Source organism: Flavobacterium sp. KY-23415, from assembly GCF_055384985.1.
This window is the reverse complement of record NZ_AP044001.1, coordinates 2,167,362-2,191,582: the sequence shown is the minus strand read 5'-3', so window position 1 is coordinate 2,191,582 and position 24,221 is coordinate 2,167,362. Positions and strand designations below refer to the sequence as shown.

Annotated in this window: 19 protein-coding genes and 2 tRNA genes; 5 read left to right on the top strand and 16 right to left on the bottom strand. The window is 32.0% G+C overall.

Annotation, left to right across the window (positions count from 1 at the left end):
- The 11 genes from ACZ49Z_RS09615 to ACZ49Z_RS09565 form a co-directional block, all read right to left on the bottom strand.
- Nucleotides 1–2,286: a penicillin-binding protein 1A gene (locus tag ACZ49Z_RS09615; RefSeq protein WP_464307951.1), complete on the bottom strand. Its 2,286-nt coding sequence runs from the start codon at nucleotides 2,284–2,286 to the stop codon at nucleotides 1–3.
- A 1-nt stretch (nucleotide 2,287) separates the two neighbouring features.
- Nucleotides 2,288–2,779 carry a gliding motility lipoprotein GldH gene (locus tag ACZ49Z_RS09610; protein WP_464307950.1) on the bottom strand — a complete coding sequence of 164 codons (492 nt, stop codon included), beginning with the start codon at nucleotides 2,777–2,779 and terminating at the stop codon, nucleotides 2,288–2,290.
- On the bottom strand, nucleotides 2,760–4,139 hold the full coding sequence (locus tag ACZ49Z_RS09605; RefSeq protein WP_464307949.1) for a PSP1 domain-containing protein: 1,380 nt from the start codon (nucleotides 4,137–4,139) through the stop codon (nucleotides 2,760–2,762). Before ACZ49Z_RS09605 ends, ACZ49Z_RS09610 begins: the two co-directional genes overlap by 20 nt.
- 174 nt (nucleotides 4,140–4,313) lie before the next feature.
- The gene (locus ACZ49Z_RS09600; protein WP_464307948.1) at nucleotides 4,314–4,544 is read right to left on the bottom strand and encodes a ferredoxin; all 231 of its coding nucleotides are present in this window, start codon (nucleotides 4,542–4,544) and stop codon (nucleotides 4,314–4,316) included.
- A complete protein-coding gene (locus ACZ49Z_RS09595) occupies nucleotides 4,544–5,785 on the bottom strand; it encodes a peptidase U32 family protein (protein ID WP_464307947.1) in 1,242 nt (413 codons plus the stop codon). Before ACZ49Z_RS09595 ends, ACZ49Z_RS09600 begins: the two co-directional genes overlap by 1 nt.
- Nucleotides 5,785–7,143, bottom strand: a complete 1,359-nt coding sequence (gene trhO / locus ACZ49Z_RS09590) for an oxygen-dependent tRNA uridine(34) hydroxylase TrhO (RefSeq protein WP_464307946.1) — start codon at nucleotides 7,141–7,143, stop codon at nucleotides 5,785–5,787. The genes ACZ49Z_RS09595 and trhO overlap by 1 nt, the downstream gene beginning before the upstream one ends.
- 142 nt (nucleotides 7,144–7,285) lie before the next feature.
- Nucleotides 7,286–7,371: transfer RNA gene (locus ACZ49Z_RS09585), tRNA-Leu, on the bottom strand.
- A 21-nt stretch (nucleotides 7,372–7,392) separates the two neighbouring features.
- Nucleotides 7,393–7,465, bottom strand: a tRNA-Gly gene (locus ACZ49Z_RS09580).
- Nucleotides 7,466–7,610: 145 nt separating this feature from the next.
- A complete protein-coding gene (mutS, locus tag ACZ49Z_RS09575) occupies nucleotides 7,611–10,181 on the bottom strand; it encodes a DNA mismatch repair protein MutS (RefSeq protein WP_464308061.1) in 2,571 nt (856 codons plus the stop codon).
- Between the two features lie 125 nt (nucleotides 10,182–10,306).
- Nucleotides 10,307–11,602 carry an amidohydrolase family protein gene (locus ACZ49Z_RS09570; protein ID WP_464307945.1) on the bottom strand — a complete coding sequence of 432 codons (1,296 nt, stop codon included), beginning with the start codon at nucleotides 11,600–11,602 and terminating at the stop codon, nucleotides 10,307–10,309.
- A gap of 39 nt (nucleotides 11,603–11,641) precedes the next feature.
- Nucleotides 11,642–12,448 (bottom strand): tetratricopeptide repeat protein, encoded by an 807-nt coding sequence (locus tag ACZ49Z_RS09565; RefSeq protein WP_464307944.1) that lies wholly within the window; start codon nucleotides 12,446–12,448, stop codon nucleotides 11,642–11,644.
- A 111-nt stretch (nucleotides 12,449–12,559) separates the two neighbouring features.
- Between ACZ49Z_RS09565 and ACZ49Z_RS09560 the strand changes: the two genes are divergently transcribed.
- Complete coding sequence (locus tag ACZ49Z_RS09560; protein WP_464307943.1) at nucleotides 12,560–13,087, top strand: RNA methyltransferase; 528 nt, start codon at nucleotides 12,560–12,562, stop codon at nucleotides 13,085–13,087.
- 105 nt (nucleotides 13,088–13,192) lie between these two features.
- Here the strand turns inward: ACZ49Z_RS09560 and ACZ49Z_RS09555 are convergent, their stop codons facing one another.
- Nucleotides 13,193–14,290, bottom strand: coding sequence for a WD40/YVTN/BNR-like repeat-containing protein (locus tag ACZ49Z_RS09555; RefSeq protein ID WP_464307942.1), 1,098 nt, complete (start codon nucleotides 14,288–14,290; stop codon nucleotides 13,193–13,195).
- A 288-nt stretch (nucleotides 14,291–14,578) separates the two neighbouring features.
- Between ACZ49Z_RS09555 and ACZ49Z_RS09550 the strand changes: the two genes are divergently transcribed.
- Nucleotides 14,579–15,097 carry a hypothetical protein gene (locus ACZ49Z_RS09550; RefSeq protein ID WP_464307941.1) on the top strand — a complete coding sequence of 173 codons (519 nt, stop codon included), beginning with the start codon at nucleotides 14,579–14,581 and terminating at the stop codon, nucleotides 15,095–15,097.
- Nucleotides 15,098–15,156: 59 nt separating this feature from the next.
- Here the strand turns inward: ACZ49Z_RS09550 and folK are convergent, their stop codons facing one another.
- Nucleotides 15,157–16,296 (bottom strand): 2-amino-4-hydroxy-6-hydroxymethyldihydropteridine diphosphokinase, encoded by a 1,140-nt coding sequence (gene folK / locus ACZ49Z_RS09545; RefSeq protein ID WP_464307940.1) that lies wholly within the window; start codon nucleotides 16,294–16,296, stop codon nucleotides 15,157–15,159.
- 117 nt (nucleotides 16,297–16,413) lie between these two features.
- Here folK and sppA point away from each other — a divergent pair, with 117 nt between their 5' ends.
- On the top strand, nucleotides 16,414–18,180 hold the full coding sequence (sppA, locus tag ACZ49Z_RS09540; RefSeq protein WP_464307939.1) for a signal peptide peptidase SppA: 1,767 nt from the start codon (nucleotides 16,414–16,416) through the stop codon (nucleotides 18,178–18,180).
- An 86-nt stretch (nucleotides 18,181–18,266) separates the two neighbouring features.
- Here the strand turns inward: sppA and ACZ49Z_RS09535 are convergent, their stop codons facing one another.
- Genes ACZ49Z_RS09535 through ACZ49Z_RS09525 form a run of 3 tightly spaced genes read right to left on the bottom strand, consistent with a single transcriptional unit; the run spans nucleotide 18,267 to nucleotide 20,473 of the window.
- A complete protein-coding gene (locus tag ACZ49Z_RS09535; RefSeq protein WP_464307938.1) occupies nucleotides 18,267–19,085 on the bottom strand; it encodes a hypothetical protein in 819 nt (272 codons plus the stop codon).
- A gap of 2 nt (nucleotides 19,086–19,087) precedes the next feature.
- Complete coding sequence (locus ACZ49Z_RS09530; RefSeq protein WP_464307937.1) at nucleotides 19,088–19,609, bottom strand: hypothetical protein; 522 nt, start codon at nucleotides 19,607–19,609, stop codon at nucleotides 19,088–19,090.
- A 15-nt stretch (nucleotides 19,610–19,624) separates the two neighbouring features.
- A complete protein-coding gene (locus ACZ49Z_RS09525) occupies nucleotides 19,625–20,473 on the bottom strand; it encodes a hypothetical protein (RefSeq protein WP_464307936.1) in 849 nt (282 codons plus the stop codon).
- 226 nt (nucleotides 20,474–20,699) lie between these two features.
- On the opposite strand from ACZ49Z_RS09525, the gene ACZ49Z_RS09520 reads away from it, so the two are divergent.
- The gene (locus tag ACZ49Z_RS09520) at nucleotides 20,700–21,401 is read left to right on the top strand and encodes a queuosine precursor transporter (RefSeq protein ID WP_464307935.1); all 702 of its coding nucleotides are present in this window, start codon (nucleotides 20,700–20,702) and stop codon (nucleotides 21,399–21,401) included.
- 106 nt (nucleotides 21,402–21,507) lie between these two features.
- A complete protein-coding gene (locus ACZ49Z_RS09515; protein WP_464307934.1) occupies nucleotides 21,508–24,129 on the top strand; it encodes an AsmA family protein in 2,622 nt (873 codons plus the stop codon).
- Nucleotides 24,130–24,221 lie beyond the last annotated feature (92 nt).

Sequence of the window (24,221 nt, the reverse complement as noted above, 5' to 3'; positions counted from 1 at the left end):
TTACATTCCAAACTCATTCAAGTCGACTGTTTCAACATCTGTAGAATCAATCACCGGTGCAGTTCTAACACAATCTACTTTTATTGATATTTTCTCTGGTCTCTCAAAAGCCTCTTTAGACACGTTGAGTTCTTTATCTCTATAACATTTATCCATAAACAAACCCCAAATTGGCAAAGACATGCAGGCTCCTTGTCCGTACAACGTATTTCTAAAATGAGCAGCTCTATCTTCATTTCCAACCCAAACACCTGCCGCTAAATTTGGCACCATTCCTATAAACCATCCATCTGAATTGTTTTGAGTTGTTCCTGTTTTACCAGCAATTGGATTACCAAATTTATAATTATAAGTCGTTAAGCCATTAACATGACCACTTCTCAACCTTGCACCAGTACCAGATTGCGTAACTCCTTCCATTAATTTTATTACTGCATATGCCACATCTTTATTCATTACATCTTTAGATTCTGGTATGATTTGTTCTAAAACCACACCGTTTTTATCTTCAATCCTTGTAATAAACGAAGGCTTAACATAGACTCCTTGATTCGCAAACGTACTAAACGCCCCTACCATCTCACTCACTGTAATCTCTACTGCACCTAATGCAATTGCTGGTCTTTCTGGTATTTCTGAAGTAACCCCTAAGTCATGAGCCATATCTACAACCGCCTTAGGCCCCACTCTATCCATTAATTTTGCAGAGACAGTGTTCAACGAGTTTGCCAAACAAAATTTCAAATCTCTCATTCCATAATATTTTCCTCCAGAGTTTCTTGGCGTCCAACTTTCTGTTATATTCCATTTCCCTTTAGGCATAGTAAAAGGACCGTCAATAATAGAATCGCACGGAGACATTCCAAGCTGCTCCATTGCAGTAGAATAGACAAAAGGCTTAAAGGTTGACCCTACTTGTCTTGCTCCTTGCCCAACATGGTCATATTGAAAATATTTATAATCATTTCCTCCAACCCAAGCTTTAATATGTCCCGTTTGTGGCTCCATTGCCATCATACCCGTTTGCAACATGTGTTTGTAATAGATAATAGAATCTTTTGGAGTCATTATTGTATCTCTTTCTCCTTTCCACGAGAAAACCTTCATTTTTGTCTTCACATCAAATGATTTTAAAATTTGGTCTTCCGACATTCCTTCTTCTTTTAAGATTCTCCATCGTTCTGAGTTTTTCATAGCTCTTTTGATGATTGAAGCTGTTTCATCTGAAGAAATATTAACAAAAGGGGCATTTTTCTTCCCTTTGGCTAGTTCAAAAAACTTCGCCTGCAAATTTGTTAAATGCTCTTGTACTGCTTCTTCTGCATATTTTTGCATACGAGAATCGATCGTGGTATATATTTTTAATCCGTCTCTATAAATATCATATTCAGAACCGTCTTCTTTTAAATGCTCTTTTGTCCAGTTCTTCATATATACTTTTAGATACTCTCTAAAATAGGTTGCAATCCCTTGATCATGACTTTCTGGTTTAAAATCCAAAACAATTGGTTTGTTTTTCAATTCCTCTTTTTTTGCCTCTGTTAAAAAACCACTTCTAACCATTTGACCAAGAACAACATCTCTTCTAACCTTAGTTCTTTCCTGATGTCTTTGCGGATTAAATCTAGAAGGATTTGTTAACATTCCCACAAAAACCGCAGCCTCTTCTACTTTTAAATCTTTAGGCTCTTTATTAAAGTAGATTCTTGAAGCAGAACGAATTCCTATTGCCCCATTTACAAAATCGACTTGATTTAAATACATCGCAATAATTTCGTGTTTAGTATATTGACGCTCTAAACGAACTGCAATTATCCATTCTTTTATTTTCTGAATGATACGAACTACAATATTCCTAGATCCATCGCTTCCATGAAATAAATTTTTCGCTAACTGTTGAGAAATAGTACTTGCTCCTCCATCTTTACCCAACATAACAATTGCTCTTATTGTACCCCTTGGGTCTATCCCTGAGTGATCGTAAAAGCGTTCGTCTTCAGTAGCTACTAAGGCATCTACTAAATGTTTTGGCAGATCGTCATATTTAACCGGTACCCTATTCTGAGCATAGAACTTCCCTAAAACCACTCCATCCGAAGAGATAATTTCTGTTGCTACATTTGAATCCGGGTTTTCTAAGTTTTCAAAAGTTGGCATTTTTCCAAACAATCCCCATGATGCAAACAGAAATAATAAAACTATAAACGAAAATCCTGACAAAAAGATTATCCAAAACTTTTTTACATATTTCGAAAAAATAGTATTTTCCTTTTTTTTAGTAGCCATATTATTTTACTTTTTCTATTCTAAATCCAATATCTGTTACTCCTTTTAATTCATTTACTCCCGCAACATTTCCTGTTTCTCGCAGAGCTTGCTGAATTTCTAAAACGTATTCTCCTTTTTGTTTAAAAACAAAATTTTCCTGATACCACAATTTACTTTCTTTTATATCTGAAAAACCTTCACCTAATAAACTTCCATCGGGTTTTGCCATTAAATATTCTAGAGTATCTATTTTGACCAAACTATCAGGTTGTTTCAAATTAACAATTACAAACAAGTTATTAAATGGATACTCATTTGTATTTCGAATATTCAAAAAAAGATTATACGGATTAATTGTGTCTTCTTGTTTAAAAACAAACCGCTTTATATCTTCTTTTCTCCAAGTACCGTCCATTTCTTTATACTCATCAAATACTCTTTTCTCATCACACGAAAGAAAAAATACTGACATTATAAAAAATAAAACTATTTTATTTCTTTTTTGGGTCATTCTTTTTAATTATTGGTTTGGATTGGGTTGGTTTCTTTGATTGTACTGGTTGAGCTGACTGCTTCCCTTGTGCAGGTTGCTTCCCTTGTGCAGGCTGCTTTCCTTGCGTTGGTTGTTTTGACTGCGCTCCTTTTTTTGAAGTGTCAACTTGTTTTACTTGTCCTGTTTGTTTTTGCTTACTAATTATTGGTTTTTGAGCATCTACTTCAACTACTGGTTTACGACGTTTTTTATTCTTATTGTTGCTCTTGCTGTTGCGTTTTTTTGTTTTGTTATCAAAACGAGTTAAACTATCCTGACCAACAACATTTTGAAAGTTTTCTTCAATTGTTTTAGTTGTTTCAACCGCAAACTCTTCTATACTTTCAACTCTAATTTTTTGTTTGTTTTGTTGCAAAATCTCTTTTACACTAGAAACAGATAAAACATGCCAATGTGCAGGCTGACTTTCATATGAAAACCACATCAGCTCTTTAAAAATATCTACTTTCTGGCAATTAGCATTCCCTTTTTCTGTATAGAGTTTTGTGTCCAAATCTGGAAAATCTTTTAGAGCATCTAGATAAGTATCTAACTCATAATTCAAACAACATTTTAATTTCCCACATTGTCCTGCTAATTTTTGCGGATTTAAAGATAATTGTTGATAACGAGCTGCTGATGTATTCACACTTCTAAAATCGGTCAACCAAGTAGAACAACACAGTTCTCTACCGCAAGAACCAATCCCTCCTAGTCTTGATGCTTCTTGACGGAAACCAACTTGTTTCATCTCTATACGAATACTAAATTCTCTTGCAAAGTCTTTAATCAATTGGCGAAAATCTACTCTGTCGTTTGCTGTATAATAGAATGTTGCTTTCGAACCATCGCCTTGAAACTCTACATCTGAGATTTTCATCTCCAAGTTTAACGCAATCGCTAATTCTCTAGCTCTCATTCTTACAATTTCTTCTTTTCTTCGAGCTTCGCTCCAAATATCTATGTCTTTCTGAGAAGCTTTTCTGTATATTTTTGGTAATTCGCTTTCAACAGGTATATTTTTCTTTTTCATTTGAATTTTCACTAATTCTCCTGATAAAGCTACAATCCCTACATCGTGACCCGGTGTTGCTTCCGTAGCCACAATATCACCCATTGCTAGTGTTAATTTTTCTGTATTTCTAAAGAATTCTTTTCTTCCGTTTTTAAATCTAATTTCTACGCAATCAAAAGGCTCTTGCCCTTGAGGAAGCGTCATGTTTGATAGCCAATCGAAAACTGTTAATTTATTACAACTTCCAGTACCACACGACCCTTTATTATTACATCCTTTAGGAACTCCATCTTTAGTTCCCGTGGAACAGTTATTACATGCCATAATTTGTTTATATATTGATTGCCACGTTTCACGATGGCTACTTGTCAAAAATGAATTTTGAGTGTAAAGATAATATAATTTTGTTAATGGTTTCAAGCTAAAAACAACACATAAAACAAAACCTATTTACTTTTTAACGCAAATAGGTTTTATATCGTATTTCTATTGGTTTTTTTAAACCTCTTTTATTGAAATAATTTTAACTGGACAGGCTTTCACTGCAAGTTCTCCGTCTTCGAAAATTGTATGATCTGGTGATTTTAGCGTAAAAAACCCCTTAGCATCACTGGAGTTCAACAGAACTGTTTTACCGTCTTTTTTTGACATCTGAAATAAATTTGGAGCCATTTCAACACAGTAATTACACCCAATACACTTGTCTCTTTGTAACGTTACAACAACCATTAATTCGCTACGATTTTATACATTTTATCTGAAAGACGAATTCTAAAAGGCACTTTTAAAGTACAACTATCTCCCTTTGAAGCTTTTTCTGCATTCACATCATTCACATACATCTCTTCTAAAATTAATTCTTGTGCACCTGTACTGGGTCCTGTGATTAAAATTTTATCTCCTTTCTTAATATCGTATGCTTCAATCTTAAATTCTGCTATACTAGATTTTGGAAAGTAATGCATTCCTTTCCCTACATATACTTTTTTTTGTGTTGCACTAGAACCCGGATTATCTGACCATTCTCCAAGTTTCTGCCCTAGATAATAACCACTCCAAAAACCACGATTATAAACCGTTGACAAGGCCTCCATCCAATTACTCACCTTTTCTTTTGCAAAATTCCCTTCATAATAGGCATCTATTGCTTCTCTATAGGTTTTTATTACAGTTGCAACATAATCTGCCGCTCTTCCTCTTCCTTCAATTTTCAACACCTTTATCCCTGAGTCTATAACCTGATCTAAAAAATCTAACGTACACAAGTCTTTTGGCGACATCATGTATTCATTATCCAATTCAATTTCAAATCCAGATTCTTGATCAATTACGGTATATTTTTTTCTGCAATTTTGTTTGCATGCTCCTCTATTTGCAGACGAATTATGAGAATGCAAACTTAGATAGCATTTTCCTGAAACTGCCATGCACAAAGCACCATGTCCAAAAATCTCAATTTCAACTAGATTTCCGCTTGGCCCTTTAACTTGTTCTTTCTCTATAGCCTCAGTAATCTTTTTCACTTGACGCAAACTCAACTCTCTAGACAGCACAATAGTATCTGCAAACATTGCATAGAACTTAACCGTTTCTATATTGGTTACATTTAGTTGTGTTGAAATATGCACTTCAATACCCATTGTTTTTGCTGTCATTATCACCGCCTGATCAGAAGCAATAACCGCAGTAATACCTGCTTCTTTTGCTTTAGAAAGTAGTGTTTTTACTACTGACAAATCGTGGTCATAAATAATTGTATTTAATGTTAAATAGGTTCTAACATTTTTCTCATTACATCTGCGTGCTATTTCTGGTAAATCTTCTAAAACAAAATTTACCGTTGCACGAGCACGCATATTCAATTGTTCTACACCAAAATAGATTGAATCGCATCCATTGTCTAAAGCTGCTTGCATGGATTCGAAATTTCCAGCAGGAGCCATTAATTCAATTTTACCAGAAGTAGTCATTACTTAATAATTTTAAATAATTTATCTGACAATCGTATTCTAAAAGGCACTTCGAAGGTGATTTTATCTCCTTTTTTAGCCACGGCTGCTTCTTTCCCGTTTACCAACATTTTATTCAGAATCAATTCTTGATTCCCTGTTGTTGGTCCCGAAATTAGTATTTTATCTCCCGTCTGTATCTCTTGATTTTCCACAACAAAAAGTCCCACTTGCGCTTTCACATAATAATGCTCTGCTTTACCAACTAAAACTTTTTTGATTTTTATTTTCTGACGAATATCTTTTGCTTTTGAAACCGTTGCCAAAGCCGAATCTGTTAAATCTCCTGATTGTTTAAACCTTAATGATTCTGACTTTCCTTTTCGAAAAACTTTATTACCAACTTGTTTCCCTTTTCTTTTTAATATTTGTTCCGCTAAAGGCAAATGTATTGTTTCCAAACATTCTGTTGAACAACAATTCTCCATTACCGATTTGCAAGTATCACATTGGATGAACAATAAATGACAACCATCATTTGCACAATTAGTATGATTATCGCAAGGATTACCACATTGGTGACATTTAGAAACAATATCATCTGTGATGCGCTCTCCTAAACGATTATCAAAAACAAAATTCTTACCTATAAATTTACTTTCTAAACCTTCTTCCTTTATCTGTTTCGCATAATTGATAATTCCTCCTTCTAACTGATACACGTTTTTAAAACCTTGATGCTTATAATAAGCTGAAGCTTTTTCACAACGAATACCTCCTGTGCAATACATTACCAGATTTTTTGTTTCCTTAAAATCTTTTAATTGTTCATTAATAATTGGCAAACTTTCTCTAAAGGTTTCTACATCTGGAGTGATTGCCCCTTTAAAATGCCCAACCTCACTTTCATAGTGATTCCTAAAATCGACCACAATAGTATTTGGGTCTTCTAAAATTTCATTAAACTCTTTTGCTTTAAGGTGAATTCCTTTTTTAGTAACATCAAAAGTAGCATCATTCAATCCGTCTGCTACAATTTTGTGACGCACTTTAATTGTCAATTTTAAAAACGAATGATCATCTTGTTCTACTGCTACATTTAGACGAATATCTTTCATGAAATCATAGACTTCTAATGTTTCTCTAAAAGCGTCAAAGTTATCGGCAGGAACACTCATTTGAGCATTTATTCCTTCATGAGCTACATAGATTCTACCCAGAGCGTCTAACGCATTCCAAGCAATAAATAGGTCGTTACGAAATTTTTGTGGGTCTTCAATTTTTGCGTAGGCATAGAAAGACAACGTTAGACGTTGTTTACCTGCTTGATCAATAAGCTCGGCTCTTTCTTCTGCGCTTAAGGTGTTATACAGTTGCATGCTATAAACTTTTAAGTGAGAAATTAATATCCTAAATGGAAGGATTTTTGGCAAAGATACATTTTATTTTAAAATTTTTAAAACTGCACAAAATGAAACTTTCACCAACAAAAAAAGCTCCAAACAATGTTTGAAGCTTTTGTACTCAAGGCGGGACTTGAACCCGCACGGATATTACTATCCACTGGATTTTAAGTCCAGCGTGTCTACCAATTCCACCACTCAAGCAAATATTTTTTCTGGTAGTTGAGCGAAAAACGGGGTTCGAACCCGCGACCTCGACCTTGGCAAGGTCGCGCTCTACCAACTGAGCTATTTTCGCATTTTTTATTCTTAAAGAACTTCGCTATACTTGTTCTGTATTGCGAGTGCAAATATAAAACATATTTTTAAATCTACAAGAACTTTTTAAACAAAAAACTTAACATTTTTACAACGTTTTGATTACGAATATTTTATTTTTAAAATTATTTTTTAGTCAACATTCTTTTTATCTCATTCAACTTCATTAGTGCCTCTACTGGAGTTAATGTATTAATATCGGTATTAATAATTTCTTCTTTTATTTCTTCTAAAAGTGGATCATCTAGATTGAAGAAACTCAATTGCAATTCGTCCTCGGTTGCCATTTTACTTCCGTTTAAAGCTTCTCCCGAATGTTCTTTCTCTAGCTTTTTTAATATTTTCTGTGCTTTTTGAATTACTGTCTGGGGCATTCCAGCCATCTTCGCAACGTGAATACCAAAACTGTGTGCACTTCCTCCTTTTACTAGTTTACGAATAAACAGAACTGTATCTTTTAGTTCTTTTACAGAAACATTATAATTTTGAATGCGATCAAACAATACTTCCATTTCATTCAATTCATGATAATGGGTAGCAAAAAGAGTTTTGGGTCTGTTGGGATGTTCATGCAAATATTCTGAAATTGCCCAAGCAATCGAAATACCATCATAGGTAGATGTTCCTCTTCCAATTTCATCTAAAAGCACCAAACTCCTATCTGAAATATTGTTCAAAATAGAAGCGGTTTCATTCATTTCTACCATGAATGTAGATTCTCCCATTGAAATATTATCACTTGCTCCTACTCTAGTGAAAATTTTATCTACTACTCCCATTTTCACACTTTCCGCAGGCACAAAACTCCCCATTTGAGCCAATAACACGATCAATGCTGTTTGCCTTAATATTGCCGATTTACCCGACATATTGGGTCCTGTAATCATGATAATTTGCTGTGTTTCTCTATCTAAAAAAACATCATTCGAAATATAAGGAACACCTACTGGCAATTGTTTTTCGATAACTGGGTGACGTCCTTCTTTAATTTCTAAATTAAAACTATCTTCTAAAATAGGTTGTGCATAATTATTTTCTAGGGCTAATTGTGTGAATGAATTCAAACAATCGATTTGCGCAATTAAATTTGCATTGTGTTGCACTGGTCGAATATATGTTCCCATCCAATTGACTAATTGTTCAAACAATTGTGTTTCTAATTGCTGTATTTTTTCTTCAGCTCCTAATATTTTCGCTTCATATTCCTTTAATTCTTCTGTGATATACCTTTCTGCACTCACTAATGTTTGCTTACGAATCCAATCTGAAGGCACTTTGTCTTTATGAGTGTTTCTCACTTCAATATAATACCCAAAAACATTATTAAACGATACTTTTAAAGACGGAATTCCTGTTTTCTCGCTTTCTCGTTTCTCTAAATCTTCTAAATATCCTTTTCCTTTAGACGAAATAACTCTCAATTCATCTAATTCTTCATTTACGCCTGTAGCAATTGCATTTCCTTTATTAACATGAACGGGTGCTTCATTATTAAGAGTATTTTTAATTTTTTCTCTCAAAAGTTCACAAGCATGCAAGCTATCTCCAATTACTTTTAGAGCTTCATTATCGCTTTTTAGAGCTAGTTCTTTAATAGGTATAATAGCATTTAACGACTCATTCAAATAATTTACTTCTCTTGGAGACACTTTTCCAGTGGCTACTTTAGAAATTAAACGTTCTAAATCGGAAATTTGTTTAATTTGATATTGTATTTTTTGCAATATCTCTGAATTCTCTTTTAGATATGCCACCACTTCATGACGGCTTTTTATTTTAGTTGCATCTTTCAACGGCAATGCCAGCCATCTTTTCAATAAACGTGCTCCCATTGGCGACAATGTTTTATCGATTACATCTAAAAGTGTAACTGCATTTACATTGGTCGAATGGTATAATTCGAGATTACGAATAGTGAAACGATCCATCCAAACATAAGCATCTTCTGCAATACGTTGAATGTTGGTGATATGTTGAATCTTATTGTGTTGTGTTTCCGATAAATAATACAATATTGCTCCCGATGCAATTATTCCTTCCATCAACTCTTCAATTCCAAATCCTTTCAATGAATTTGTTTGAAAATGTTTCGTTAGTGTTTCGGTTGCATAATCTTCTTTATAGACCCAATCCTCTAAAAAGAAAGTATGAAAATCTTCTCCGAAAACCTGTTTAAATTGTGTCTTATTTTGTTTTGGAACTAAAATTTCGCTTGGGCTAAAGTTTTGCAATAATTTGTCTATGTATTCCTCGTTTCCTTGTGCTGTTAAGAATTCTCCTGTTGAAACATCAAGAAAAGAAACTCCTAACATTTTCTTTCCAAAATGAACAGACGCTAAAAAGTTATTCGATTTGGAATGCAATACCTCATCGTTCATTGCAACTCCTGGCGTTACTAACTCGGTTACTCCTCGTTTCACGATAGTTTTCGTCATTTTTGGATCTTCTAATTGATCGCAAATTGCCACACGAAGACCCGCTTTTACCAATTTAGGCAAATAGGTATTCAAAGAATGGTGCGGAAAACCAGCCAAAGCCGTTTCACTATCTGAACCTGCTCCTCTTTTTGTTAACGTTATCCCAAGAATTCCTGCTGCCCTAACAGCATCTTCTCCAAAAGTTTCATAGAAATCGCCCACGCGAAACAACAAACAAGCATCTGGATATTTTACTTTTATCCCATTGTATTGTTTCATTAATGGAGTTTCTTTTTTTTCTTTAGTTACAGAGGTTTTTTTAGCCACAATTATTTTATTTTAGTAAAGATTGCGAAGGTAAGAAATTCATTCGCAATCTCCATAGCCAAACAACAAGCTTTCTTTTAATGTAAAGAATGCTCTTTTCTTAATTTTTCTAAATCTGTTTTATTTAGAAACTGAAAATTATAAAAAACTCCTTCTATATTTTGTAAGGTATTTAAATTCTCTAATGGGTTTTCATTCAACAATATGAAATCGGCTAATTTTCCTTCTTCAATTGTTCCATAGGTCGAGTCCTTAAAATAATTAGCAAAATTCACGGTTGATGCCTTCAAAATAGCATAATTAGAAAGCCCTGCTTTTTTATACAATTGCATTTCAGTTAACACACTAAAGCCCGGTATAGTATATTTTGAGCTACTATCTGGACTTAATAAAAGTTTAATTCCAGCTGCTTCTAACTGTTTCAACACTTCCAATCTTTCTTCCATTTCTTTTCCATAAAGTTTCAATTCTTCTTCAATGGCTTCTTTTCCTGTCTTCTCTCTATATATTTTAGTTTTCTCTACCCAGTCTTTTTTTGTTTTCTCTTCATAGAACTCCATTCCAGGAATTTTGATAATTTCATCCAAATCAAACAATCCATAGGCTATTTGATACCACAACAATGTTGGACAAACATAAATTTCGTTATTCTTTAATGCATTAACTCTACTTTCCAATTTTTCAGGTTCACCAATTAACCCCCCTAGATGTTCAATTGAATTAAAACTAGATTTAAAAATAATATCGTCTTCTATTACTATCCCTTTGGGGTTACTAATAAAATGCCCTGCAATTTTCATGTCATACTGCTTGCAAACATCATCAAAATCAACAAAAACATCTTGACTTTTAATACTCATCATTTTTATAATATCATAACCATTTTCTTTAGCTGCTTTAACATAGGCAACAATTTCTTCTTTGGTTAAATCGTAACTTCTGCTTATAGGTGGCGATGATATATATAATTTTGGAGCCATTACATCTTTAGAGTTGTATTTATCTCTCCAGTCTTTGTGTTTCCAAGTTCCTCGCATTGAGCGCAATTTGGTCACACCATTAATCAAATTTAAATCGAAAAAACGTTTCAAATCTTTTTCTTCTTCTGGCAAATGAACATGAGCATCAGACAGTGAAGGCATAATATATTTGCCCACTCCATCAATCTCTTGACTTGCTTTTATCTTTGACTTTCCTGACTTCTCAATGCTTATAATTTTCCCATTAGCAATAAAAACATCTTTATTTTTTAATACTGTTTCTATATTCATTGGAATAACAGAAACGTTTTTAATTACATAATCTGCTTCTATTTTTTGAGAAAAAGCAATTTGACAAAGTAACAATAACGAAAGCTTTAAAAAGTTTTTCATGTTTCAATTTTATTGATTAATAGTATTTAGGATGTTTAATTATTCTTTTCTTTTAACTTGATAGGGATAGGTCTCGTAAAAAATTTGATCTTCATTTATTGTGTATCCTTTTTTAAAATCATTCTCGGACTCTTCAAAAATAATTTCAGCTTCCTCTTTTTTACCCAATTGAACTAAGCAAATCCCTTTGTAAAACTTAACGTCTGAGAATTCGGGATACTGTCCTAATGCTTTATCGAAAATTGAAATTGCCTCATCCCATTTTTTTTGCTCATAGAGTGTTATCCCATAATAAAACAAGTCTAGATAATGTGCTTCTTTATATTTTGATTCCTGATCTTCAATATCAGTTTTAAAAATAGCTTCTGCTTTTTCAAAGTCATTTAATTGCAAATAACTTAAGGCAATATGAAAATCATAGGTATGATCCATTACATAGCTATTTCCTTTCATTAGCTTGCATTTTTCAAAATCAATTATAGCTTCTTTATATGTTTTTGCAAAAATACATTTAATGAATGCTCTGTAATCTAACCATTTCTCTTCGTCTAAGGCAACTGCTTTATCCAAAAACACCATGCCTGCTTCATATTTTCTTGTTTTAAACAGCGGCATTGCTTTTTGTTGCCATAGATAGGCTATTGTAGTATCTTTCTTTAAACCGGCATCTAAACATTCTTGCCATTGTGCCATTTGATAATAATAATTGAACTTCGTAGCACAATTAGCATAGTACTCTTCAATAATTGCTCGTTGTTGTTCTTTTTTTGTTTGAGTAGTATTTGTTTGCGAAAAACAAGTTAACAATGTCCATTGAAAAAAAAACAATAATAAAACTTTTTTCATGTTTTTATTTTCTGGCAAGATAGAAAACTCATTTTTCTATTTCTGTTATTGATTTGTTAATAGCTTTGAAAAAAAATTTCATAGTCGTTTTTGCTTTAATATATTTGCACTATGAGAAAACTAGCCAACGCAGAATTAGACAGAAAGAATATTGCCGAATTTAAAGAAGCCCAAAAAACACCTATTATTGTTGTTTTAGACGACATTAGAAGTTTACACAATATTGGCTCGGTTTTTAGAACTTCTGACGCTTTTTTGATTGAAAAAATCTACCTGTGTGGCATTACTGCTGTTCCTCCAAACAAAGAAATTCACAAAACTGCCCTTGGAGCTACAGAAACTGTAACTTGGGAATATGCTGAAGATGTTTTAGAAGTTATTGCGAAACTAAAAGAAGAAAAAACAAAAGTTTATGCAATAGAACAAACAGAAAAAGCTATAATGCTAAATGATTTTGCGATTACTGCTAATGAAAAATATGCTTTAATTTTTGGCAATGAAGTGAAAGGTGTTTCTCAAAAAGCTATCAACTTGAGCGATGGTGTTATTGAAATCCCTCAGTTAGGCAGTAAACATTCCTTAAATATTTCTGTTAGTGCAGGCATTGTAATTTGGGATTTGTTCCAAAAGATGCGTTAGTAATACAATTGCTGTTATTGAATTGAATATCCCTATTCTGAACAAAAAAAAACACCTTTTTAAAAATAATTTTTAAAAAGGTGTTTTTTTTTGTTTTAGATGAAATTATAATTCAATTAAAATAGAGCGTCCACCAGAGCCTACTGCGATAATTTTTGTTGCAGAAATAAAAGTTACATCTTCCCATCCTGCAATCGTAAAATCATGATCAACACGACTCCAAGTGTTTCCGTTGTCTTTAGAAAGCATCAAAAATTCTGGATTACTTAAATTATTCGATTTATTTTTCCCTACAACACAAACAATATCATTCTTATAACTAAGTTTTTCTATTTTATTATTAAACCCTGTATCTACTAAACTCCAAGTGACACCGCTATCTGTTGTTTTAAATAATTCTCCTAGTTCTGAACTTGCATTAGTTATTCCATTATTACCTACTAAAAAACCTGTATTACCAACTATTCCCACATCGGTCGTTTTAATATTTCCAGAAACACTTATTTTATTCCAATCTACTCCTGCATTTGTACTTCTAAGCAGTGTTCCATTATTCCATAACCCACCTGCAATTGAAATCGTTTCTGTATCTGAAAATTCAACATTTGTAAGCTGATTATCAATTAAAAGGTTTGTAAGTATTGTATTATCCTCTTTTAAATCTGTCCAGGTTACACCCGCGTTAATCGTTTTGTATAGCTCTCCATTGGCATTAGAGGATCCAACAATGTAACCAACATCATTACTTACGAAGTTTATATCTGACATATAGAAGCTATTAGTACTAATCTGTATTTGTCCCCACGTTATACCCCCGTCAGTAGTTTTTAAAATAAAATTATTTGATGTAGTAGCATAAACTACCGTTGGTGAAGTCGCAAATAAACTAATAATATAATATCCTGTATCTGTAAACACAGAGCTCCACGTTGTACCACCATCTGTTGTCTTCAATACAATTGCCGAATCACTCGTTGTAGTCGATGTTATTTTTCCTCCTGCAATATAACCAACAGTTTCATTAGCAAAACAAACAGCCTTTAATGTTTTGTCTGTATTTGTAGTAACAACAGTCCCTTTAATTTGAGCGGACGAATCTCCTCCTGAACTTTCATTGTCTGTTACTGCACTATTATCTTCTGTTGAACATGCACTAAATAATAACAAAATCATTAATAGTTGTACTATTGTTTGCTTTCTCATTTCTACTTTTTCTTTATTTAATTTTTATTTATATAATCTTACAAAAATATTTTTTTATTTCTAAATAAAAACATCATACAAAAACATTAACGATTCTTTTACAATGACGAGTCTTAAAAGCTCAATCATAGCACCGTTGTGATTCTTTTTTATTTTATGATTTTTTTATCACAAAAATGTGATGCTTTTTTTATTTTTATAAAAACAATCACGAAAACGTGATAGAAATATTTTTTTAAAAAAAATTATCACAACTTTTGAAATTACAATTATTAAAAGTCACAACACATGAAAAAGAAAAACATTTTTAAAGAATCACTTCTTGTGTCTCAGGAGGATATGGCTTTGTTGCTACAAGTAAATAAAAGTCAGTGGGCTATGTTTGAAATTGGTGAACGCGATTTACCCGATGATGCTAAACTAAAACTAGCCAAATTACTTGCTATTGCAACAGCTTTACCCAAAGAAAAAGAAAAGATGGATCAAGAAATTTTGCAAGAAGAAAAAAGAAACAATTTAGTAAACAAATATATCAAAGATAATTACATCAAACAACTGAGCACTTTAAGGAAGCTCAAAACAATACAAAGAAAATACCATGAGGCCTTGCGTACTCTTCATTTTATGAGGCTTTTGCAAAATGACAATGAAATAAGCACAAAACATCAAACAGTATTACAAGCAATAAGCAACAAGGCCCAAAAAACCATGGAAAGACATGGCTTGCACGTACAGTTGGGCTACGAAATCAAACTTGAATCTTTAGAATATGAAGCGAAACTTTTGAAAAAGAGATTAAAAGAGTGACTTTAAAACAACTTTAAGCTTAATTAAAACATCTAACTAATTTATATTTTCAATATCTATTATCCTTGCTTAATCTTTTCATTTATCAACTCCAAAATATAAAGATAATCTTCTTGTTTCTTTACAAAATCTAATTCCGAAACATCAATAATTAATATATTTAAGTTTGATTGCTTTTTTATATAATCCAAATAACCTTTGTTAATACGATCTAGATAATCTTCAGGAATATTTTGTTCATAGTTTCTTCCTCTTTTCTTAATATTATCTAACAAGCGTTGCGTGTTTTGATACAGATAAATATATAAATCAGGCTTGGGCGTTTCTTTATTTATAATATCGAACATGGTTTTATACAATCGATATTCATCTTCTTGGAGGGTTACTTTTGCAAAAATTAAAGATTTAAAGATATGATAATCGGCCACAATAAAATCTTTAAACAAATCAAACTGCGCCAAATCATCGGACAATTGTTGGTATCTATCTGCTAAAAAAGACATTTCCAGAGGAAAAGCATACCTGCTTTGGTCTTTATAAAATTTTGGAAGAAAAGGATTGTCTGCAAAACGCTCTAAAACAATTTTAGCATTACAATCTTCTGCAATTTTATTGGTTAGCGTTGTTTTCCCTGCCCCAATATTTCCTTCAATTGCAATATAATTACAGGCATTCAAACCCATCATCTCAATTGGAGAAGATAAGGTTTCAACAGCTTTACAATCGCTATCGTCAATTGATTCCGATAGCAATTCGGGTACACTCTTTTTAAGGATGGGATGAATCCAATCTAATTTCAAATCTTGCATGGGCAACAAAACAAATTTTCTGTTTTGCATTTGTTTATGAGGAACCTGCAAATTTTCTGTTTCAATTACTTCTTCATTAAAAGAAATAATGTCTAAATCTATAATTCTAGCCTCATATCCGCTTTCTTTTGTGCGAACTCGACCCATTTTTTTTTCAATTTTCAATAAAAGTGATAAAATTTTTTGAGCCGGTTTATTCGAATGTAAAACTAGAGCTGCATTATAAAAAGCATCACTTTCAAAACCCCAAGAAGGTGTTTCATAAACTTTAGAAACCCTCACAACTGTTGCTACTTCCTTATGTACTAAAGAAATAGCAGTTGAGAGGTGCTCTAAACGATTACCCTGATTGCTCCCTATTGAAACGATAATTTGATGTTGTTTTTTCATCTTTGGCAAAATAACGAACAATTTTAGTTTTCTTATTTAGGTTTTCTATTTTTTTATGAACATGTAACATTTTATTAGTTTATAAGACTTATGAGTATAATTTATAATGAATATAAAATGAAATTTTTAGGAAATGTAGTATCAACTGTTATTGGAATATTTGTATTCTGTATGATTTTCTTTTTCGGAATCCTATTTATTGGTGCAATAATGGGTGGCGATAATGACAAAGTAAAAGTAAAAGAGAATACGGTTATTGAATTGGATTTATCTACTGTTAATCTTGACTATGCTGGAAAAGTAAATTTTAAAGAGTTTAATTATTTTGAAAACAATCACGATGGTTTAATTGATATTTTAAAAGCAATTGAAGAAGCCAAAAAAGACAACAACATTAAAGGAATCTCTATTTTAAAAAACCAATCACAATTGGGGTTAGCACAAAGCAAAGCACTTCGTGAACAACTAGAAGACTTTAAGAAATCTGGAAAATTTGTGGTTGCCTATTCGGATGTTCTTTCACAAAAAGATTATTACTTAAACTCTGTAGCCGATTCTATCTACTTGAATCCAATTGGAGAGTTAGACTTTAAAGGTTTAGCAACTGAAATGTTATTCATGAAAGAATTGCAAGAAAAAACAGGTGTTAAAATGGAAGTTATTCGTCACGGAAAATACAAAAGTGCGGTTGAGCCATATTTACTTCAAGAAATGAGTCCAGAAAACAGAGAACAAATCACCGTTTTGTTAAATTCTGTTTGGAACACGATTGTTACAGATATTTCCGAAAGCAGAAAAATCTCTGTTGATAGCTTAAACATGATTGCCAATACTTTAGGTGCAAGAACTCCCGAATTAGCATTAGCAAAAAATCTTGTTGATAAAGTGAGTTATGAGGATGAGTATCACAATGCTATTAAAAACAAATTAAAAGTAGAGTTAAACGAAGACTATAACAAAGTTAGCATTTTAGATTATGCTAAAAAAGTAGCAACTTCATCTAAAGATTACAAAACCAAAGACATTATTGCTGTTATCTATGCGCAAGGTGAAATTAGAGGTGGCGAAGGCGATATTAATGTTATTGGAGAAGGATCGATTAAGCGTTCTTTGGAAGATGCCAGAAACGATGAAAATGTAAAAGCAATTGTGCTTCGTGTTGACAGTCCAGGAGGAAGTGCTTTAACTTCTGAATTGATTTGGAGAGAGATAGAGATTACAAAGAAAGTGAAACCAGTAGTTGTTTCTATGGGTAATGTTGCTGCTTCAGGTGGTTATTATATTGCTTGTAATGCAGATAGAATTTTTGCAGAGCCAAGTACCATTACTGGGTCAATTGGTGTGTTTGGAATGCTACCAAACATGAATCAATTAGCCAAAAACATAGGTATTAATGCAGAACAAGTTAGAACGCATGATAATGCTTCTGGATATAGTGTTTTTGAACCAGCCGATGAAAAATTCAAAGCTTTTACCTTAGAAAGCATTGAAACTATCTATACTACTTTCTTGAACAGAGTAGCCACTGGAAGAAAAATGACAACTGCACAAGTGGACTCTATTGCACAAGGAAGAGTTTGGACAGGTACAGATGCTTTGAAAAATGGATTAGTGGACGAATTGGGTGGTCTTGATGATGCCTTAAAGCACGCTGCAAAATTGGCTAAGGTAAAAAATTACAAGACAGAAAGTTTCCCAGAATATGAGAAAAATTTCGAAGACTTGTTAGGAAACCTTACTGGTGTTTCTATGTTTCAATCTAAAGAAGATTTGTTAAAGGAACAAATTGGAGTTGAAAGCTATGAATTGCTGCAACAAATTAAAAGAGCCAATCAATTAAAAGGCGTACAGGCCATGATGCCTTTTGAATTAAAGATAAAATAATATTTCGTTCAAATAATTTAAAAAAGCTATTTCAAACTTAAAATGAAATAGCTTTTTTTTAATGTCTTATTTTAATCAAACCCAATTTATCTAATCATCGCTAGAAAAAAAATAGCAGGATAAGACGATAAAAAGGAAAAGAAAAAATTATTTAAACCCATAAAAAGAGAATTAAAAGCATGAAAACAGACACCTATTAATAAAATAAATAATTTATATTCAATTGGAACCACCATAATTAATACAAAACAAACCTCAAAAATGATGATGAACCAACCCAAAGCTAAAGAAACATGCTCATATTTGTTTAGGTATTTATAAATCATTTGGTTTCCATACGTCTTTGTTCCAAATATTCCAATCACAGCCTCTCCATTTCTCCACATTTTACCTTGGATTTTCGTAAGACCTGCAATAAAATAAGACAATATTCCTTGCACGCCAATAAAATAGATGCATAAAATAGCTTCAAAACTCTCATATGGAAATAAACTATATAAAAATAATGAAACAATCACAATTATATTCATATGATAGGAACCGTCTAAACCATACATCCCCCTAACGCTTAATGAAATAGTCGATAATGCTGCTATTCCAAAGACCAAACTAGGTATATGTAGATCAAAAAGCGCAAACAACAAGATGATTACAGCACTTAATAACCTCAAAATTATAACATACCTATAGAATTCATATGAAAAAAAATACTCTACTATTTTACCTACCCAACCTTTGAGCGGCAATTTACACTTGTATTTTGTTATATTCCAACTTAGATAACTTTCATTTGAAAGCAAATAATAGGACTTCAAATATTCTAAAGAAGAAAGCACCATAACAAATGCACACACAACTGAAATTATCTTAACAATTATTGAAAGATTGAAATATTCTAAACTCATAACTAATTAATTTTATGCATTTTTGAAATTAAACAAGTAGTCATTTCATTGTTTGAACAATTCTCTTCTAAAATTAAGAACTGTACAAATTTTTCCTTAGAACCTTTAAGAATGTTACTTATCAGATTTATAATAAGAAGGTATGGCGATGAAATAATTAAAAACTTCTCATCATTTTCCTTTTCAATTTTAGAAAAGCTACTTTTAAATTCAATAGCATAATCTAAAATGGCTTTTTTTCTAATTTTATCTGGATTCCAGAAAGTACTATACCATTTCCTTTCGGAAATTTCATTAAGATTCTTCCAATGCGATAAAACCCCCGATTCAGTTTGTGTACGGTATAATAAATAAAAATCCGAAGTGCCAGGATTAGGCGCAAAAAAATTCCATTGTGGGATTAAATACCCAAAAACCCCTATTTTAGATACTATTTTAAATTTACCACTAAACATACTAAAAATAACAGTTAGTATGATCCATAATAAAAAAACTAACCCCAGTAATATAGCTGAAAGACTCATAATAAAAAATTTATGTTAAAACCCAAACCCTCTAAAAATAGTAGCTCTTATCTTCAATAATTCTTTTGCCGAATTTACAGCACCAAGCTTATCAATAACCGTTTCTGGCAAAGACACTTCTGCCAATTTATCTCTTAGTGGCGTGCAACAAGTTGTTACAGCTGTATTAATAAGCACAAATACCGCAATTGTTACTAATGCCGTTGGTGTTGCCGCTAGATGAGATGGGAAAGATATATTAAGTTCAGATTGATATTCTGGAACTAAATCTAATGCTGCAATTTCAATTCTACTCAACTTTGGAGGATTAATTACAATAAAGTAATCATATTCACTACTTCCTTCCTCAACATTAAATTCTTTTATTGAAAACAATGAATTAGATACCTTCCCCCCGTTGTATGGAAAAACTAACGAGCCAATATTATAATCTTTGGAAAGCCATAAATTATTGGCTAGCATTTTCCCATTATAACTAAAATCAAATAGTGTTTTAGATTTTAACACTTGCTCTAAAATATTCGAACTATGAGGAATTCTTCTTGCAGTAAAGTTTTTTGCGAATTTCTTTTGCAGGCTATCTAATTCATTTGCGTCATATTTAATATATGCTCTACGCAAATTCTCAATATGTGAATCTTTTTTATACCCCCAAAAGAGTGTAATACTCCCTTCTAATGGACTAAAGCCAAAATCTCTTTCTTTTTGTCCATTATTATTCCAAATCATAATATTTGGCTGTAGTGATACTACATTCCTTTTTTGTCTATATTCTGTGACATTAGCATGAAAATCGAAAAGGTTTTCAACCTTTAACTCACTTGACAATTTTTCTTTAAAACTATTAAAACTTAAATTTTTCATTTGTTATTTGTTTTTATGTTAATAATGACAAAGTAATTATAAAAAAAGGAGTGAACACCAAGGTTATATACTGATTATCAACAGGTAAATTCACCCTTTTTTTTAAAAGATTATTCCCTTTTTTAAAAAACAAGATTATAAATTCATTTCTATTTTTGGTATTTGGTGACAGTGAGGTAATCTTTTTTATTATTATTTTTGCCTTTTTTATTTTAAAACCAAAAACATGCAAGACAAAATTTTAGCACAACGTATCTACTTAATTCTAGCAGGGCTATTTATTTGTTCGCTTGTGGTATCTAACCTAATATTCCAAAAATTTTTCTATTGGCATCCTTTTGGAAATGTTACCATTTTTGGAGCTCAATTATTTGAGATTTCTGTTGGAATAATTCCTTATCCAATTACGTTTTTGGTCACTGATATTATCTCAGAAATTTATGGAAAGAAAAAAGCAAATCAAGTAGTAACCACTGGTATTTTTGCTTCTATTTTTTCTCTTGGTATTATTTTTATCGCCAATTATCTTCCAGCAACAGCCTATTCGCCTGTGAACAACGAACTTTTTACTAAAGTTTTTGGTCAATCTTCAAAAGCAGTTATTGCTTCCATGTTAGCTTATCTTTTCGCTCAATATATAGACATTCATGTGTATCATTTTTGGAAAACTAAAACAGAAGGAAAAAAATTATGGCTACGAAATAATTTTTCTACCATGACTTCTCAAGCTATTGACACCCTTTCTGTTCTGGTATTACTCTGTTCTTTTGATATATTAAAATGGGAATTATTTGTTCCATTATTCATTAGCGGGTTTCTTTTCAAGATTATGATAGCCTTTGTAGATACTCCTTTTATGTATCTAGCGGTTTATTGTTTTAGAAAAAAATTCAACTTAAAAATTAACGAAGAACTTAAAATTGATTAAATTAGAGTTCAATAAAAAAATATCGAAATCTTAATACATTCTTTTTCAATTGTGTATTACATTTGTATTCAATATTAAAGTCTAATTCAGCAAAAAAACAAACATTATGTCTAAAAAATTCAATTTCAAGAAACTATTAAAGGGATTAGGGATATTTCTTTTGGTTGCCATTATTGCACTCGCTGCCGCTCCATTTCTATTTAAAGATAAAATTAAAGCCTTAGTTTTAAAGTCTATAAATGAAAGCGTAGATGCTAAGGTTGCATTTGAAGATGTAGACTTGAGTTTGTTTAAGAGTTTCCCAAATGCAAATGTCACTATCGACAAATTAAGCATCATTAACAAAGCTCCTTTTGAGGGTGATACGCTATTTTATTCTGGCGAGCTTAATTTAAAAATGAGTATTAAAGAATTATTCAAGGGAGAAAACGAACCTATGAATCTTCAAGGATTTAGCAGTAATAATGCCATTGTGAATATCATTTTTAACAAAGACGGTGTTGGAAACTTTGACATTGCACTAAAAAATCAAGAAGAAGACAAAACTACCGAAGAAAGCAAACCTTTCGCTTTAAATATTCAAGAATATGCCGTGAACAATATGCGTTTTTCGTTTATTGACCAAGCTTCTAATATGAAAATGGTGTTAGACAGTATTAACCATGAAGGAAAAGGAAATTTTGCTGCACAAAAATTAGACTTAGACACAAAAACCACTACAAAAGTGTCTTTTGAAATGGACAAGACCACTTTTATGAAAAACGTAGCTTTGTCTCTAGATGCTGTTTTAGGTATTGATTTAGACAAAAATAAATATGAGTTTAAAAACAACAAAGCCTTGATTAATCAATTACCATTAGAGTTTAATGGTTTTATTCAAATGCTAGAAGATGGACAGTTATATGACTTGGCTTTCAAAACACCAACTTCAGACTTTAAAAACTTCTTAGGTTTAATCCCTGAAGCATATGCAGGAAGCATTAACCAAGTAAAAACAACAGGAGAATTTACTGTAACGGGAAAAGTTGACGGTAAGTTAACCAAGACTACAATCCCTAAATTCAATATTGAATTAGCATCTAACAATGCTTCATTCCAATATCCAGATTTACCAAAATCGGTTAAAAATATCATTATAGATACACATATCGTTAACGAAACAGGTGTTATGAATGATACATATGTAAATTTAGACCAACTTTCATTCACGATTGATCAAGATGTCTTTAACGCAAAGGCAAATGTTAGAAATTTAACCGAAAATATTTTAGTTGATGCTGCTTTAAAAGGAACAATCAATTTAGCCAATGTTACTAAGGCCTATCCTGTACAGTTAGACAAACCTTTAACAGGTATTCTTAAAGCAGATGTAACTACTAAATTCGACATGAAATCGGTAGAAACAAGTCAGTACCAAAATATTCAAAACGCAGGAAACGTTTCCCTAAGTGGATTTAAATATGAAGGACCAGAAATGGCAAAACCATTCGAAATTAAAAACACATCCATCACGTTTAACCCTAATCACATTCGTTTGAACGAATTTGATGCCAAAACAGGGCAATCTGACATTCAAGTTGCTGGAGCTTTAGATAATTTTTATGGTTTCCTGTTTAAAAATCAAGTTTTAAAAGGAAATTTCAACATGAATGCTACAAAATTAGTAGTTTCAGACTTCATGGCTCCAAGTACAACTACAACAGAAGAAGGTAAAAAAACAACAGAAGCAGTAAAAATTCCATCATTCTTAGATTGCAACTTAACAGCTAAAGCAGGAACTGTTGTCTATGACAATTTAACTCTTAAAAATGTATCTGGAAATTTGGGTATAAAAGACGAAGCTGTAACATTAAGCAATCTAAAAATGGATATTTTTGGAGGGAACATTGGTTTAACAGGAACTGTCTCTACAAAAGGAAACACTCCAAAATTCAATATGGATTTAGGACTTAATGCTGTAAACATTGCTGAGTCATTCACTCAATTAGATATGTTAAAAAGTATTGCTCCAATTGCAAATGCTATTAGTGGAAAATTAAACTCGAACATTAAATTGTCTGGTAATTTAACCAACGATATGACTCCAGATTTAAAAACACTTTCTGGGGATTTAATTGGTCAATTATTATCTGCCTCGGTAAACGAAAAAAATTCTACACTTTTAACAGCATTAAGTTCTAATGTAAAATTTTTAGAGCCTAGCAAATTAAACTTAAACGACATTAAAGCTTCATTATCTTTCAAAGATGGAAAAGTTGCTTTAAAACCAATGAATTTAAAATATCAAGATATAAATATGGTTGTTGGAGGAACACATGGTTTTGATCAATCAATGAATTATGATGTTAAATTTGATGTTCCTGCAAAATATTTAGGCACAGAAGTTACTTCATTATTGTCAAAATTATCTCCAGCTGAACAAGAAAAATTACAAAATGTGCCTATTACTGCCAATTTAGGTGGAAATTTTAGCAAGCCAACAGTAAAGACCGATTTAAAACAAGCAACTACTAACATTGCTTCTCAAATTGTTCAAATGCAAAAAGAAAAACTAGTTGGTAAAGGAACAAGTGCTTTAAGCAATTTACTAGGAGGAAGTAGTAATAACACAAATACAGCAACAACAACTGATTCTACCAAAACTACTACATCTCCTAAAGAAAATGTAAAAAACGAAGTAAAAAACGTTCTTGGTGGTTTTCTTGGCGGAAAGAAAAAGAAAGAATAATTTTTAGATAAAAAAACAGTATAAATAAGATTAGGCTGTCTTTTAAGACAGCCTAATCTATTAAAAAACAATTCAATTTATATCGTTTACAC